14 protein-coding genes are annotated in these 14711 nt (G+C 51.8%); 1 reads left to right on the top strand and 13 read right to left on the bottom strand.

Annotated elements, in window-relative coordinates; translation table 11 throughout:
- Positions 1-119: 119 nt before the first annotated feature.
- From RB620_RS12080 to RB620_RS12030, 11 genes are all read right to left on the bottom strand, one after another.
- A complete protein-coding gene (locus RB620_RS12080; protein WP_308094628.1) occupies positions 120-1715 on the bottom strand; it encodes a response regulator in 1596 nt (531 codons plus the stop codon).
- An 11-nt stretch (positions 1716-1726) separates the two neighbouring features.
- Positions 1727-3475 carry a sensor histidine kinase gene (locus RB620_RS12075; protein WP_308094627.1) on the bottom strand — a complete coding sequence of 583 codons (1749 nt, stop codon included), beginning with the start codon at positions 3473-3475 and terminating at the stop codon, positions 1727-1729.
- Positions 3476-3574: 99 nt separating this feature from the next.
- On the bottom strand, positions 3575-4462 hold the full coding sequence (locus RB620_RS12070; RefSeq protein WP_308094625.1) for a carbohydrate ABC transporter permease: 888 nt from the start codon (positions 4460-4462) through the stop codon (positions 3575-3577).
- A 17-nt stretch (positions 4463-4479) separates the two neighbouring features.
- A complete protein-coding gene (locus tag RB620_RS12065) occupies positions 4480-5439 on the bottom strand; it encodes an ABC transporter permease (protein ID WP_308094623.1) in 960 nt (319 codons plus the stop codon).
- 222 nt (positions 5440-5661) lie between these two features.
- Positions 5662-5817, bottom strand: a complete 156-nt coding sequence (locus tag RB620_RS12060) for a hypothetical protein (RefSeq protein ID WP_308094775.1) — start codon at positions 5815-5817, stop codon at positions 5662-5664.
- Between the two features lie 43 nt (positions 5818-5860).
- Positions 5861-6577 (bottom strand): glycoside hydrolase family 3 C-terminal domain-containing protein, encoded by a 717-nt coding sequence (locus RB620_RS12055; protein ID WP_308094621.1) that lies wholly within the window; start codon positions 6575-6577, stop codon positions 5861-5863.
- A 314-nt stretch (positions 6578-6891) separates the two neighbouring features.
- Positions 6892-7356, bottom strand: a complete 465-nt coding sequence (locus tag RB620_RS12050; RefSeq protein WP_308094619.1) for a DUF2798 domain-containing protein — start codon at positions 7354-7356, stop codon at positions 6892-6894.
- A 168-nt stretch (positions 7357-7524) separates the two neighbouring features.
- Entirely contained in the window at positions 7525-8241 is a 717-nt protein-coding gene (locus RB620_RS12045; protein WP_308094618.1) for a hypothetical protein, read from the bottom strand.
- On the bottom strand, positions 8238-9464 hold the full coding sequence (locus RB620_RS12040) for a hypothetical protein (protein WP_308094616.1): 1227 nt from the start codon (positions 9462-9464) through the stop codon (positions 8238-8240). The genes RB620_RS12045 and RB620_RS12040 overlap by 4 nt, the downstream gene beginning before the upstream one ends.
- 39 nt (positions 9465-9503) lie before the next feature.
- Positions 9504-10073, bottom strand: coding sequence for a hypothetical protein (locus RB620_RS12035; RefSeq protein ID WP_308094613.1), 570 nt, complete (start codon positions 10071-10073; stop codon positions 9504-9506).
- Positions 10070-10762 (bottom strand): RNA polymerase sigma factor, encoded by a 693-nt coding sequence (locus RB620_RS12030; RefSeq protein ID WP_308094612.1) that lies wholly within the window; start codon positions 10760-10762, stop codon positions 10070-10072. The genes RB620_RS12035 and RB620_RS12030 overlap by 4 nt, the downstream gene beginning before the upstream one ends.
- 80 nt (positions 10763-10842) lie before the next feature.
- Between RB620_RS12030 and RB620_RS12025 the strand changes: the two genes are divergently transcribed.
- Positions 10843-11859 carry a S66 family peptidase gene (locus tag RB620_RS12025; protein WP_308094610.1) on the top strand — a complete coding sequence of 339 codons (1017 nt, stop codon included), beginning with the start codon at positions 10843-10845 and terminating at the stop codon, positions 11857-11859.
- A 104-nt stretch (positions 11860-11963) separates the two neighbouring features.
- Here RB620_RS12025 and RB620_RS12020 read toward each other — a convergent pair whose 3' ends face one another.
- Together RB620_RS12020 and RB620_RS12015 are read right to left on the bottom strand one after the other, a co-directional pair.
- Positions 11964-13646 carry a hypothetical protein gene (locus RB620_RS12020; RefSeq protein WP_308094608.1) on the bottom strand — a complete coding sequence of 561 codons (1683 nt, stop codon included), beginning with the start codon at positions 13644-13646 and terminating at the stop codon, positions 11964-11966.
- A complete protein-coding gene (locus RB620_RS12015; protein ID WP_308094767.1) occupies positions 13643-14710 on the bottom strand; it encodes a glycoside hydrolase family 88/105 protein in 1068 nt (355 codons plus the stop codon). The genes RB620_RS12020 and RB620_RS12015 overlap by 4 nt, the downstream gene beginning before the upstream one ends.
- Between the last annotated feature and the right edge of the window lies 1 nt (position 14711).

Below are 14711 nucleotides of genomic sequence, written 5' to 3'. Positions count from 1 at the left end.
TGTTATACCCCTTTATCCCTTGGATGTGGACTACATATTCATCATATCGATTTCGATAGGATGCCACTATCAGTATGCGGACTTCATGATTATCATTTTCCGGACTTTTTATTTCGAATCTATTTTTCATTTAGCTGCCGATATTCATTCGGATTCAGCCCCGTATGTTTTTTGAACATTTTGGAAAAATGCGAAAAATGCGAATACCCGACGGCCATCGCGATATTTCCGACGGACATATCCGTTTGGTTTAGCAGCTCTTTCGCCTTTTTAACTCGTTCCTGAACGAGATAATCAATGATGGCGATCCCTGTCTCTTTCTTGAAAACGCGCGCCAAATAATCCGGATTAAGGAAAGCGTGTTTGGCGATCTCCTCGCGGGAAAGGTCGCTTTGTTCCAGATGCGTGACAATGAAATGCTTGACCGATTGTACGACGGATGCGGTCGGTTCCGCCTCCGTTTCTTTAGGTGCTTCGATTACTTTCATTACGGTGTGACGGATCCAGATCAGCATGTCCGCCAAAGACCGGGTTGCATTCCTGGAGAGTTCCATGGATTCGGGATCGCACAAATATTCATGAGCTTTTTTTCCCTTCGAATGAAGGGAAAAATAAACCGTCTGCAAAAAATTTTGATGAAATTGCTGCAACAGTTGAGCGTTAACGTTATAGCTGCCGTCCTTAAATCGATTGAAATAATCGGTTAATTCCTTGTAGATGGCTTCTCCGTTCCCCTGGGCAAGCTTTTCGGCAATCCCGCTCATTTCTGGTAACGGTACGGGCTCCAATGAAGATGGAACGACTCCCGTCAGCATAAAGACTTTATTGTCGAACGTGACATTGTTCTTCTCGAAATTTCTCAATTGCACCCAGCTTTCGACCATTTCGTGGACAAACACCCAGTTGCCGATATAGCAGGACAGATCGCAATAGAAGAAACGATTGCACGATTGGATGTAGTCCTCGCACTTGGAGGTTATGGACTCGGGTTCCTCTTCGCTATTTTCATTCCACGCAAGAATAACGAGGAGAACCCCGTTATCCACGGTAAGAATCTGTCCGCCAAGTCCCGCGATCATCTCTTCGGCCGAATTCCTCAGTGCGTACTCCATGATTTTCTCATCGCGCAGCGACATGGATTTGTACCATCTTCGCACGTTAATAAGTATAGGAAGAAACTCCATCGATTCGGTGATCGGCAGATCGCGTTCCTCTATCGTTTTGCGAATGGCCGCAGGCGACAACGGAATCGTCTGCTGCAACAAATCCATCCAGAACCGCTCCATGATAACCGGGTGGTGGTGATCCCATAGCTTTTGAATGCGACTGTGCTGGCTGTTTGTATGAATTTTCTCTTTCGCTTTCGCTATCGCATTTTCCAGTTCCTCGTCGGGCACCGGTTTCAATAAATAATCGGAGCCGCCTAACTGCATCGCTTGCTTCGCGTATTTGAAATCCGCGTGACTCGTGAGAAAAATCGTTTCGGTCTCTGGTTTATGCTCCTTTACCCATTCGAGCAATTCCAATCCGCTTCCTTGAGGCATTTCAATATCGCACAGCATAATATCGACGGAATGGTTAAGAAACACTTCTTTCGCTTGCCGAATATTATAAGCGGTGTAGATGTCCGATATTTCCAGCTGCTCCGTATTCAATTCCGCTTTCAAACTATTTACGACATGCCATTCATCGTCTACAATCAGCAATTTGTACAACGTACACCCTCCTAGTCGCCTTCGCTGCCTGTCGTTTGAATGGGAATCCTCATCAACACGACCGCGCCGCCCTGATCAACTGCATTTCTGAATTCCAAATATCCCTTATCCTTGTACAGTAATTTCATTCTGCGCTGCACGTTCCATATGCCGACATGTTCGCCTTGCTCGTTCGTTAATAGCTCCCCATCCCGCAATTGGGACAGGACGGCTTCGTCAAACCCTCTGCCGGAATCGGCAATCAACACCTGAAGATAGGGGGCGAAGTCATGTTCCACGATATCCGCTTCAATTGTAATGTGAATCGGAGTATCCAGCGTAACGGCATGTTTGATCGTGTTTTCGACAAACGTTTGGATGAATAAGGGCGGGATCAATACCTTGTGCACGTAATCGGGCACCTTGATTTCACTCGACAAGCTGTCGGGAAATCTCAGCTCCTGAATATGCAAATAATTGATCGTGTGTTCGACTTCTTCTTTTACTTGTACGAAAGCGGTATTGGTTCTGAACATGAAGCGAAAATGCCGAATCAAGGATTGAGACATTTCTTTGATCAATACATAATCCTTGGATTTGGCCAAATGATAAATAATATTTAACGCATTCAGGAAGAAGTGCGGATTGATCTGCAGTTGCAGCCGTTGAAGCTCTTCCTTCTGCTTCATTAGCTGCTCTTCATAGACGTTCACTCGCAGCTCGTTGATCTCCTCCATCATTCCGTTAAAGGTGTCGTGTACGATTTTCAATTCGTCCGCAACCGTCTCGCTCTCGATTCGAATGCTCCAGTTCCCGTCGCGAATCCTTTTCATGGCGAAGATCAAACGATTGAGCGGAACCAGAATGATTTTTCTCAGAATAACTAAGCCCCCCAAAGCGAGCAGCAAGGAAACGACGGGGATAAAGGAAAATAATTTTTGGAAATACGGCAATTTCTCCAGGATTTCATGATCGGGAACAAGTGCTACTAAGTTAAAATCCCCTCTTTTCGAGGATTCCCCAACGACAAGATATTTTTTATCGGATCCCGAGAGCAAGTAATGATTTTTTTTCACAACAAGGTCTACGCTGGATTCGTTCAGGAATGAAGTATCGGTGATAGCTTTTCCGTCGCTTGTCGCGAACAGCGCCCCACCATCGGGTCCGAACTGGATCAGGTTTAACGGAATCATCAAATTCTCCATCTTCACCCATGCACCGAAAAAAACGTTGCCCGATTTGACGACATGCATCAGGTAGTAGCTCTCTCCGATTTTATGCACCTTCCAACTATTGGTATCGTATCCCGCAGATTCAAGATTATGCGAGGCATCCACGATTTCGTTTTGGACGAGTAGCGACTCCTCGTAAGACAGAAAATTGTAGATCTGAAAGATTTCATTCCATTTAGGCGTGTATACGAAGAACGAATCAATGGAATTATAGATGACGATATCATTGTTCATTTTTTGGTATAAATTGATCTTTGCCTTGTAATAATCGTCTTCCGTTACTGCCTGATCAAGGGCCAGTATCTCCATACTGGTACCGGACATGCTGTTGATATATCTATCGACATCCTCCAGCCCCCTATCGATCAGATTGATATATAAGCCCATCATTTTCTGATACGAATCGGCCACTTGGTTGCGAACGACGTTTGCCGCATACGAATTGGTATAGATCAGTATGGCAATCAGGGGGAGCGTTAAAGCCAATACGCCGATCATCAGCTTGAATTTAAGCGAAGCAGTAGAGAATAAACGGGTCCTACGCGACATGCACTCACTCCTCCGATTATTCTCTGTAGTATATCTCAAAACGAAAGCAAAAAACCTCTCCGTTAGTAACAGAAGAGGTTATTAGAAATGGGAACATGCTCAACCTTTGACGGAACCGATGACGATCCCTTTTACATAATACTTTTGAAAGAACGGATACGCCGCCATGATCGGCAATACGCCGATTACCGCGATCGCCATCTTTACCGTTTCGAGCGGCGCAGCCTGCTCTGCCGAACTCGAGATGGAGCCGAAGATTCCGGAGGAAGCAGCCTGCGCGTCCGTCAAAATCTGATTCAAGAGATTCTGGATGCCGTAAAGACTCGTATCCGTTAAATAGATCGTCCCGTTCATCCAATCGTTCCAATAGATCAACGTTTGCAGCAGGCCGACCGTCGCCATGATCGGCATCGAGAGCGGCAGAATAAACGACCAGTACGTTCTCCATTCTCCGGCGCCGTCAATGCTGGCCGATTCGATGATCGGCATCGGAATGGACATTTGGAAGAAGGTCCTCATCAGCATCACGCTGAAACCGTTCATCAACAGCCCCGGAATCAAAAGCGCGAATAACGTATCTTTTACATGAAAGATTTGCGTATAGACGAGATAGGTGGGAACCAGCCCCCCGTTAAACAGCATCGTCAAAAACACGACGAAGGCCAATATGGATGCCGCAGGATAGTCTTTGCGGGACATCGGATACGCGATCAAAGAAGTGATCAGCAAACTAACTGCGGTGCCCACAACCGTTACGAATATCGTGATCCCGTAAGCCCGGAAAATCTCCTTGCCGCCTTTCCATAAATACTCGTACGCTGCCCAGCTGATTTCCGATGGGAAAAAGGAGTATCCATTCTTCAAGAGCTCCGATTCGCTAGTCAACGACGCAGTGGCCAGCAAGACGAACGGAATGATGCATGCGGCGGAAAAGATTATGAACGGAAGGTGAGCTCCCACCCTCCAAAAGCGATTCTCGACTTTCATCGACCCTTCCCCCTCTACTAGAACAGTGCGTTCTCTTTGTTTGTTTTTCTTACGATCCAGTTAGCTCCGATGACAAGCACGAAACCGACAATCGATTGATAAAAGCCTGCCGCCGCGGACATCCCCATATCTCCGAGTCCCATGAGTCCACGGAATACGTAGGTGTCGATGACGCTGGTCGTTTCGAACAATGCGCCGGAATTCATCGGAACCTGGTAGAACAATCCGAAATCGGAGTAGAAAATGCGCCCGATGGCAAGAAGCGTAAGCATCGTAATAGCAGGCGTAATCAGCGGCACGGTGATAAACCGGATTTGATGCCATTTACTGGCGCCGTCAAGCCTTGCCGCTTCGTAATACTCTTCGTCGATCCCGATGATGGCCGCAAAAAAAACGACTACGTAGAAGCCCACTGATTTCCACAGATGTACAAGAGTGAGGATATACGGCCAATACTGCTTCTCGAAATACCAATTTAGTTCGCTCAAGCCTAGCGCCGGAAGTATCGTATTATTCATAAGCCCGTTCTCCGAGCTCAAAAAAGCGTAAACCAAATAGCTGACGATGATGATCGAGATCAATTGGGGAAGCAAAATGACGCTTTGATAAAAACGACCAAAAAATTTGTTCTTGATTTCATTGAGCAGAATAGCGAAAAAAATGGCTAATACCGTATGGAGAATGATCCATGCGACATTATACAAAATCGTATTTCTAGTTATGATATACGCGTCCGACGTTTTGAAGAGATACTCGAAATTTTTGAATCCGGACCAATCGCTGCCGAGTATTCCTTTAGAAATGTCTATATCCTTGAACGCAATCACGATCCCGAACATGGGCAAGTAGTTGTTGATAAGCAAATACAATAACCCCGGCAAAGCCATAATAGTGAGCGGCATATATTTGCGCCATCTGGCTCGTCTCTTTGATGCCTTTTTCGTTACGATGCTGCCGACTTCGGCTGTCTGTGCCATAGTTGTACCTTCCCTTCGATGAATCATACAGTTATCATAAGATACCGGCCACAGAGGTTCTATCAGAATCCGGACATCATCAGTGGCATTATTCGGACTTTCTAAGCAACAATCAACTTCTGTGCGACTGGCAATCCGAATAACTATAGTTGAGCGTGCGGTGCGATGATATTTGATGACGCCGCCAAACGTATTCGGAAATTCCATTATGCCGGCTTTGTCCTACTTTTGAGTAATCTCGACATCTGCAAAAAACCCTCGCGTCTTTCCGTCGATAAACAAATCTGATCGGATGCTAAAAGCCTTCGTTGCGCGGATATCGACCGATGATGCCCCGACCATCACTTCCATGTCACCGGATTCGATTTTCCATTTCATATCCGCATCCAGGAAAGCGAATTGGCTCATTGACATGGTGGATTCAATGGTTTTCTTCTCCGAATACATCCCCTGTATTCGTAACATCTACACTTACTTTTAGTTTTTCGTCGGGATGATATGCGGCTTGACTAATTCGCAGCTCCGAATAGGCGAACGATGTATAGGATAACCCATGTCCGAAATAATATCTGGGTTCGCGAGGGCAATCCACATAACCCGTCAAATCGCTATTTGTTCCCACGTTATAACTGGAGCCGTTATCATGGTTATAGAAAATCGGAATCTGACCCGTATTATAGGCTATCGAAACAGGCAATCTTCCTGCCGGATTGTAATCTCCGAACAATACGTCGGTAATCGCGATCGCGCCGTATTGCCCCGGATTCCACGCTTCGATGATGGCATCGATATGTCGATCTGCCATGTCGCTTGAGATCGGCCTGCCATCAAAATGAATGGCCACCGTCGATTTGTTCAGGCCTGCCAGTTTCTTGATGAAGCTCTCCTGACATTCCGGCAGTTGGATGTTGGTAGAATCAACGCCTTCTCCCGTCGTAGCAGAAGTTCCCCACCCATGCTTGCCGCCTAAAGTCAAGATAACGATATCGGCTGCCGCCGCGGCTGCCAAGGCTTCCTCATGCTTGGATGTATCGTTGCCCGCGTAGACATATCCATAAGAATAGGTCACTTCGGCCTCCGGGCAAGCAAGTATGATCTGTTCCAACAAATTGTTGGTTTTCGGAAAATACTTCTTCATCTGATTCTCTACAGCGGCCAATTCAACCTTTACCTGGCTTCCGGGATACGTAAAGTGATCTCGACCTGAGCCAAACTCGTCCGATTTTTGCCGATTCGATAACAGCCATCGGTATCGATGTCAGAAAGTAGATTCGTTTCCGATTGCGATCTGATCAAGATTGCGTCCCTATTGGAAATCGCCGCTCACCATCCGACTGAAAGTAAGCGGCGACTCGTTATTTCAACAAATTATTTTTATCCTGTAGATTCCATTGAAGCTCAATTAAGCCGTCCTCGACATCGATTTCTTCCGAAACGATCTCATTAATGATGTTAGTAAAATTTCTTATATTTGAACAAACACCGCACGATCGGTCCTACCACGATAAGCTGCAGCGGAAAAGCAAATAGGAAGTTGTTCGCCACAATCGAAACGTAGCTTTCGAAGAGCGGTTCGCCGTCCAAACCGCCGGCCAGGTAAGCCGAGCCCAGACCGAAGAGCGACATGCAAAGCACCATGCCGAGTACCATAAAAACGGCCATGAACAAGATGAAGAGCAGCTTCTTGGATTTATCGAATGGCAAGGCTAACACGATTTTTTTCGCGGCAGGCCCCACAACGAACAATTCCAGCAAAAACGCGACCAGAAATCCCGCAATGAATTGCGCCATGATCTCCGTCAAGGATAACGTGCCGATCATCCCGCTTCTCACCAGGTTGTATGACGTCATGAATATGACCATTCCCACGCACATCATCAATCCGCAATAAAAATTTCCCTTCTTCGTCGTCGGCAATTTCCCTCATCCTTTCTTGTACCTTTGTCATTATAAAGAAGCGGCACTCCATCGCATAAGTGACAAGTTTGCGAACTTTTTCGGAACTACAACCCAACGACAAAAGCCTAGCTGCCCATTCAAGACGGGAGCCAGGCTCTGTTGGTATGTGTGATACGACGGGCTGGATCAGTACCCCTGCACTTCCGCCTGCAAACCCTTCGGCAACGCTAGAATCAGCATCGGCCTGACGGCATCGGTGACGAGGCCGCCGTCCCGATGAGCGACGGATCCGATGACGATGTACATCGTATTGCCCACAATTTCGGTCCTCATGATATCGGCGTCAATCGCCGAGATCGGCTCCTTGGACCAATAACGGATCTGGCCCATCAGATGGGCTTCGCGCGTATCGGTTTCGCTTAGCGTGACGCCGTCCGTCGCTTGTACGACCACCTTCGTCACCTCGTCCGGCACCCCAACGCGTTCCGTGTCGACGTAAGCCGTTCGTTGAACCGTGCCCATGCCTTCTCGCAGCTCGTCGAAAACGCCCGTCGAGATGAGCAGCGCCAGCGCCAAGCTGGCGGCACCGATCAAGCCGACGAAGAACACGCTGACCCAATCGTACCGGACGACGGTGTCGCGGTTGCCCGACATCTTCAAATAGAGGAGCAGCTCCGTGCCCAATAACATAAACACGACGGGGGCTACCCATAACAGCAGCTCATACGCTTCGGTTTCTTGCCAGAGCGATACCGCGAACGCGGTGCCCATCAGAATGAGCGTGATGCCCATCGACAACGAACCGACGCGCCAAGCGCGGATGGCCCTGCCTTCGGACGGATGCTGAGGCTGCGAGGAACCGGCGAAAGGCGGCGGTACGTTCACGGAATTAACCGTGTTCATCGTCCTTCGCCTCCTTCGTTATCCGTAGCGGATGTGCCGCGTTCGGGCAAGGCCGCGCCCAAGACGCTCCGGCTGCCGAACGCGAGGCGCAGGCCCACGACGATCATGACGAACGCGATGATCGCCGTAGGAAGCATATACTTGTACATCAAGTATTCACGCGCGATATCAGGCACATATTCGTTCAGCACCCTCATGATGATCCGGTCGAGCAGGAAGTAAGCGCCGAAGCCGAGCAGCGCGATGCCGAACCACCTCTGATAAGGGACGAACATCGGGAGCAGCGGCTCGTCGGTCAGACGCCCGCGTTCGTAGCGGCCGATCTGCTGCAGGGCGTCGAAAAACGCGAAGCACCAATACAGTGGCAGCAGGAACAAGAACAGCGACAGCCTGAGATTATCCATCACGTAGATCGCTAGCAGGAACCCGGCCATAAATTGAAGGCCTCGCTTCTGCAAGCCCAGGTAAAGATGGCCTGCGCCCGGGAAGATCGCCAAGGAAATCGCAAGCACTTTGTTTTTGTGTCCCGATGCGATATGCGACTCGAACCCTTCGAACAACGATCTGTCCTGCGGCTGTTCGCCGCGCTGCTTCGCCTGCAAGAGCTGGACCGCGTCGAACATGCCGTAGATCCAGATGACCGGCAGCGCGAGCAGGAATACCAGAATCGCGCCGGAACCCATGACCGCGCTGATGAACACGATGATGGCGAACAAACCGATGAACGAGATAAGGAACGTAATGCCGCGCTGCGTGAGACCCATGTTCATGTGTCCGAGGCCCGGAATCATGGACATGAGGATCGTTTTCGATTTTTCTTGCTCATATTCGTAGGACGTTCTGCTTCCGTAGCCATGCGCATGCTCGGCGCCGTTAGGCTGCGGGCCGTAAGCGGCTCCGCCGCCGCTTGCGTCGACGTATGCGGCATGTTCGCCATAGGCCGGCACGCCGCCGTGAAGCGCCGGCGCCTTGCCCGAGATCAGCGTGAAGATCATATCCAGCATGTTGATGGCGCCAACGAAAAACGCCAGCATCAGCATCACGAAGATCGCGTCCGATCCATAACCTCCGTTCGCGATTTCAATGAGGATGCCCATGCCGATTATTCCGAAGAACATTCCCGCATAGATGAGGCAGCGAATCGGCCGCCCCAGATAGGCATGGCCCGCGCCTGGAATGAACGACAGGAAAAACGCGGCTGCTTTGCTTTTTCGAACCATCATGATTCCGTCCTTTCTTATCCTTTATTGTGTGTGTCCATTCTATTTGAATCTCGAAGCCTGAATGCCGTCGAGCCAGCTGCCCGTTCGGTTGACCAGTTGATCGGACCAGCTCGGCCCTTTCGTCCAAGCGCTGTCGACCGAGGTTTGCGGAGGCATCGCCACGTTATTCTCGTCCAGCTTCCCCAGTCTCTCGGAGAATCCGGCGAGCGCTCCCGAAGCAAGAAGCAGCAGCGTAATGGAAGCCGCGATCGTGTATTGGGCGACGGGATTCTGAATCCAGGAGGAGCGGCGCGTGTTTTGGCCGGCATTGCTTGCCCTCGGCTTATCGATGCCTGTTGCGCCGCCAGCTTCGGCCAGCATGAGACCGGCCACCACTTTATCTTCCAAAGCGCGCATGTCCGGCATTGGGAGCTCATGCCGGGCATTCACGGCCGTATCCGCTTCGCCCGCGCCCGCTTCGCCGTCGAGTACGCTCATGAACAGCCTCAAGCATTCCTCGCAACCTAGCAGCTCGGCGTCCACGCGACCGCGCTCCGCTTCCGCAAGCGTCCCGGAGGCATACCTTTGCATATCGACCTTCGTTATATGTTCCGATTGCTTACCTATCATTCAAAATCCTCCTTTCGCCAATGCCGCTTCATCCAGCTTCTCGCGCGGTACAACCGCGATTCAACGCTCTTGCGCTCCAGCCCGGTCTCGGCCGCGATCTGCTCGTAGCTTTTCTCTTCGATGTAGAAAGCTTCGACAACCTCGCGGTAATTGTCCGGCATGCCGCTTACCCGCTCGTGAATGAATCGCAGCCGCTCCTGCGTCATCGCAATTTCTTCGGCTGCGGATGACGGCGATGCGTCCAGCATGCCTCGGGCTCGTTCGGAGGTTGTGGCACCCTGTTCGATGACCTCTGCCTGGTCGAACAGCTGCTCCGGCCTCCTGGCTTTGCTTCGTTTGTAATCGATGGCCCGGTTTACCGCAATCCGGGTAATCCACGTCTTCAGTCCGTCCATTCGGTAATTCGGGAGGGAACGATAAATTTGGAGCAGCACTTCCTGCGTTACGTCTTCCGCGTCATGCGGCGACTGCAGCACGGCGTACACGGTTTTGTAAATATAGGAACCATAAGCTTGCACGAACGGTCGATATTGCTCGGGCCCGCCGTCTCGCACCGCTATGATCCATGTTTCATCGTGAATGTCGCTCTCCTCCCTTCCCGCATGTATAGACGTCTGCCGCACCGCGAAACCCTGCGCTTCTTTGAAATTATTTTTGGATACCGCGAAACAATTTATTAGCTCTCGCATTCGAGAGCTTCATAGGCATGGACGAAACCGTCTTTTACCTGTATAATCCTCCCAATATATCGCGAAGGAGAGTCGATGTCATGATCATCTATCCAAGTCTAAAAGAACATGCGACGATCGGCGTGACCGCCCCGTCATCCGGCGTCCAGCCTGAGTTGCACGAACTCATAAGGCAAGCGGCCAAACGATTGCAAGCCGAGGGTTTCGGCGTCGCGACGGGCGATACCGTATGGACGCAGCATAAGGCCAAGTCGGCCCCCGCCGCGGTTCGCGCCGCCGAATGGATGGACATGATGACGGATGAAGCGATCGATGTCATCATTCCGCCATGGGGCGGGGAGCTGTTGATCGAACTATTGCCCTTCATTGATTTCTCCGCCTTAAGGAGCAAGTGGCTGCTCGGCTATTCCGATACCAGCGCCCTGCTGCTCGCCGTCACCTTGGCTACCGGCATCGCGACGGCTCACGGCACCAACCTCATCGATCTGCGGGGCGAGGAATCCGATGCGACGACCGCCGAGTGGCTGAACGCGCTGCGCACCCCTCCGGGCGGAACAATCGTCCAGCATTCCAGCGAGCGCTACCAGAAGGAATGGAACTTCGATGCGCCTTCCCCTTGCGTCTTCCATCTGACGGAGCCAACGGTATGGAAGACGGCTTCCGGGGGGCCCGTCCGAATCGAAGGCCGCTTGCTGGGCGGCTGCATCGACATCATTCGCCATCTCGTCGGCACGCCGTACGGCAACGTCGCTGCCTTCGTGCGCGAGCGGCTGGAGAACGAACCCATCGTCTGGTATTTCGAGAATTGCGATTCGAAGACGACCGACCTTCGCAGAACGCTGGTGCAGATGAGGCTCGCCGGCTGGTTCGACCGCTGCTCCGGCATCTTGTTCGGCAGAAGCGAAGCCAATCAGCCCGTCGAAGGCTATGCCGTGGAAGATGTTTATCGCGAGATCTCCGAAGAAGTTGGCGTTCCTCTGATTTACGATATCGACTGCGGACACGTACCGCCGCAGATCACGTTCATCAACGGCGCCTACGCGGAGATCGAAGCCGCGGGCGGCCAAGGCACCGTTACCCAGCATTTCCGGCCATGAGAACATGGTTATCGGGCCAAGTCCTATCATAAATAACCCACTTGTCGATCACAAGTGGGTTATCCAACGATCTTCATATGGGTTTTGATTCAATCGGTCCGCTTCTAGCTCCCTACGGGACGCGTCGGCAAGGAGAGGTTCATTTCGCGATCGCTCCAGAATCCTTGAACCGTCATAACTCCGTCCGCCTCTGCCATTTCGGGAACAAACGGCTTCTCCCGCTCTCCTACCGTTAAGGAGAAACACATCACCGCGGAGCCTAGCCGGCGGAAATCGATTTCTGTTCGTTCTCCTGCATGAATAACGAAGTCGACATTCCATTTGCCGCTATCCCGGCTGACCTCCCAACGCCAAGGCCGTTCGGCGATAAACGGTCCGAAGGCCGCATGCCAAGTCCGAAGCTGCACGTGCATGCCGTGAATCCGAATCTCCGCTCCGGTGCCTTGCGAAGCAGCGCTTACCCGGTCCAGGCAGCCGCCGATCTCGAGCCGCAGCCTAAAGTCCGAAGCTTCAATGCGGCCGTTCATCCTGTCGAGACTGGGATGCGTGACGCCGCCTTCCGCGAGAAAGCCGATTCCGAACAGCACATGTCCATCCTCCTGGACGGATCGGAATAAGGCCGAGCAGTAATCGTAGCCGTCGTGCAGGAAACGCAAATGCACGTACGTCGGCTCTCCGTCGTTATCGAAGTAACCCAGTAGAACCCTTCTTTGATTCCACATGATCTCTTTGCCGAAGCTCCCGAGCGTGTAGCTTGGCGTCATATAAGTCGTCGCCCATTTGTCGCCTCCTTCGCCCGACTCGTAGCATTGCCGGATTGTCCGGGTTTCGGAGGCAAAAAAAGCTCCGATGTGCTCCGCCGGACAATGGATGCCGCAGCCGAACCACTCCGCGTCGTAAGGAAGCTCCTCCCAGGGGTAGAACAGGAGCGCGCCCTCCGTCGCCAATTGCAGGAAAGCCTTGCTCTGATCGCGCAATAGGGTCTGGTAGGCGCGGCTATGAGGTCCCGACCATTGCCCTGTCGCTGCATGGTAATAGTCGCCCACGCTTTTCCAAGCCCTATCCAATAGTTCGCCGCTAAGCGCTTTTGCCTTGGAGCTAACCGTTGCCGAAGCGATTTTGGACAATTCCACGATCGCGACGTACGTATAAGTAGGACTATTGTATTCTTGGAAAGCTCCCCTTTGCCGCGTATAGTCGGCCAGCTTCTCCAATCGCTCCAAACCGTAGCTCGCGTAATCCCCTCGCTCATAAACTTCGCCGGCGATCAATGTAACGAACGCTCCCATGATGGCGATGTTCGTATAGCTCGGACCTACGTTTCGCAGCATGATCGCGTCGCAAGCATGGAAGACCGCCTGTCGCAACGCTTGGCGCAATCGTGCCGGGAAGCGGCCGCCATGGCGAAGCTCCGCAAGCACCAGCTGCTTGCCGCAGAAGTCCGCCCAGTTCCAATCGGGAGGCGACATTTGGTCCAACGACTCCTCGTAAAACCACGGCCAAATCCCGAAGGTACTGCGGCTGCGGTCCGTATCCTGCATGGCGATCACTTGCTCCATAATGTCGAACGCGCGCTGCTCGTAGGCCTCAACCTCCGTATCGAGTAAGCCTAGCGCATAGATCAAAGAATGATAGGTCGAATGAATAACATCCGCTGCTTTAATCGTTGTATGATAACCCGGACTGTTGAAAGGCGAACTCAGCATTCGGATCTTTTCATTGTAGGCGGACTCCTTCGAGCGTATCGTCCGCAGCAACATTTCAAGTTGGTTGATGGAGGCTTTCATTTCCGTTCACTTCGCTCCTTTCCCGATAGCAGCGATGCCGTTTCCGCAAGCAGCATCAAGGTTAATCCCTGACCGTACAGCGTCGGAATCAACGGGATAGTGTTGTACGCTTCGATAGACGGCATAACCGGCGTCCCTCCAGACACGGACGTTACTTCTCCTTCGGATGTAATGAACGGAAGCAACCCTTCCACGGTCCTTGCGCCCGCTTGCAGGTAAGAGGCTTCAAGCAGTCCCGCGCGGACTCCTTTCAAGAAACCGCACGCAATCCCGGCGCTGCCCGAAGTTTCTTTATAAAAACCAGGCCGGTCCAAAACGGTATGCCACAGCCCGTCGGCGCTTTGATACGACCTTAATCCCGCAGCAAGCCGTCCATACCGCTCCCTGAATTCTTCCGGAATTTCGACCAAGCCGCCAATGTTCATCGCGATCTCCGGTATAGCTAACGCGACCCAAGCATTAGCCCGGGTCCAGCGCGCCGCCGACATGTGGTTTCCGGACCCGCAATCCCATCCGTGAAACAGCACGCCGGTATCGTCATCCTGCAGCAACCGCAAGTGAACGAGCGATTGCGCCAAAGCTTCCTCCGCAACTTTGCGGTCACCGCTTAAGCCGGCGAATCTGGCCAGAAAGACGACCGCCATGAAGGCGGTATCGGCCCACACCTGCTCGGGAAAACTCGCCGGCTCCGTTACCGTATGCTCGAAGGCGCCTTCTCTCGTCCGCGGGGCTTCTTCCAGCATCCAGCGCGCAACGGCACTTGATTGCTCGTCATACGAGCGATTGCCGCTATGACGGTATAGGTCGGGGAATACCGCGAACGGCGCCATCGAATTAATAACCCGCTTCCGGGCCGCCTTCTCACCGTTTCTCTCTACCCAGTCCGACACATAGGCAATAGCCGGTTCATGCCTCGTCAGTATCCCATATTCCATAATCGAAATGACGCCGACGCCGGGAACCCAGTCCCAATGGTCGATATCCATTCCCCATTCCCGGTATCGACCGGCCGTCATGAACCGATATACGCGATCCGCTTGTTCCTTCACCGATTCTGCTGTCATC

Source organism: Paenibacillus sp. LHD-117, assembly GCF_030929555.1.
In the GTDB taxonomy this organism is placed as follows: domain Bacteria; phylum Bacillota; class Bacilli; order Paenibacillales; family Paenibacillaceae; genus Pristimantibacillus.
The sequence above is the reverse complement of the archived record's forward strand: the minus strand, read 5'-3'. Positions and strand labels throughout refer to the sequence as shown.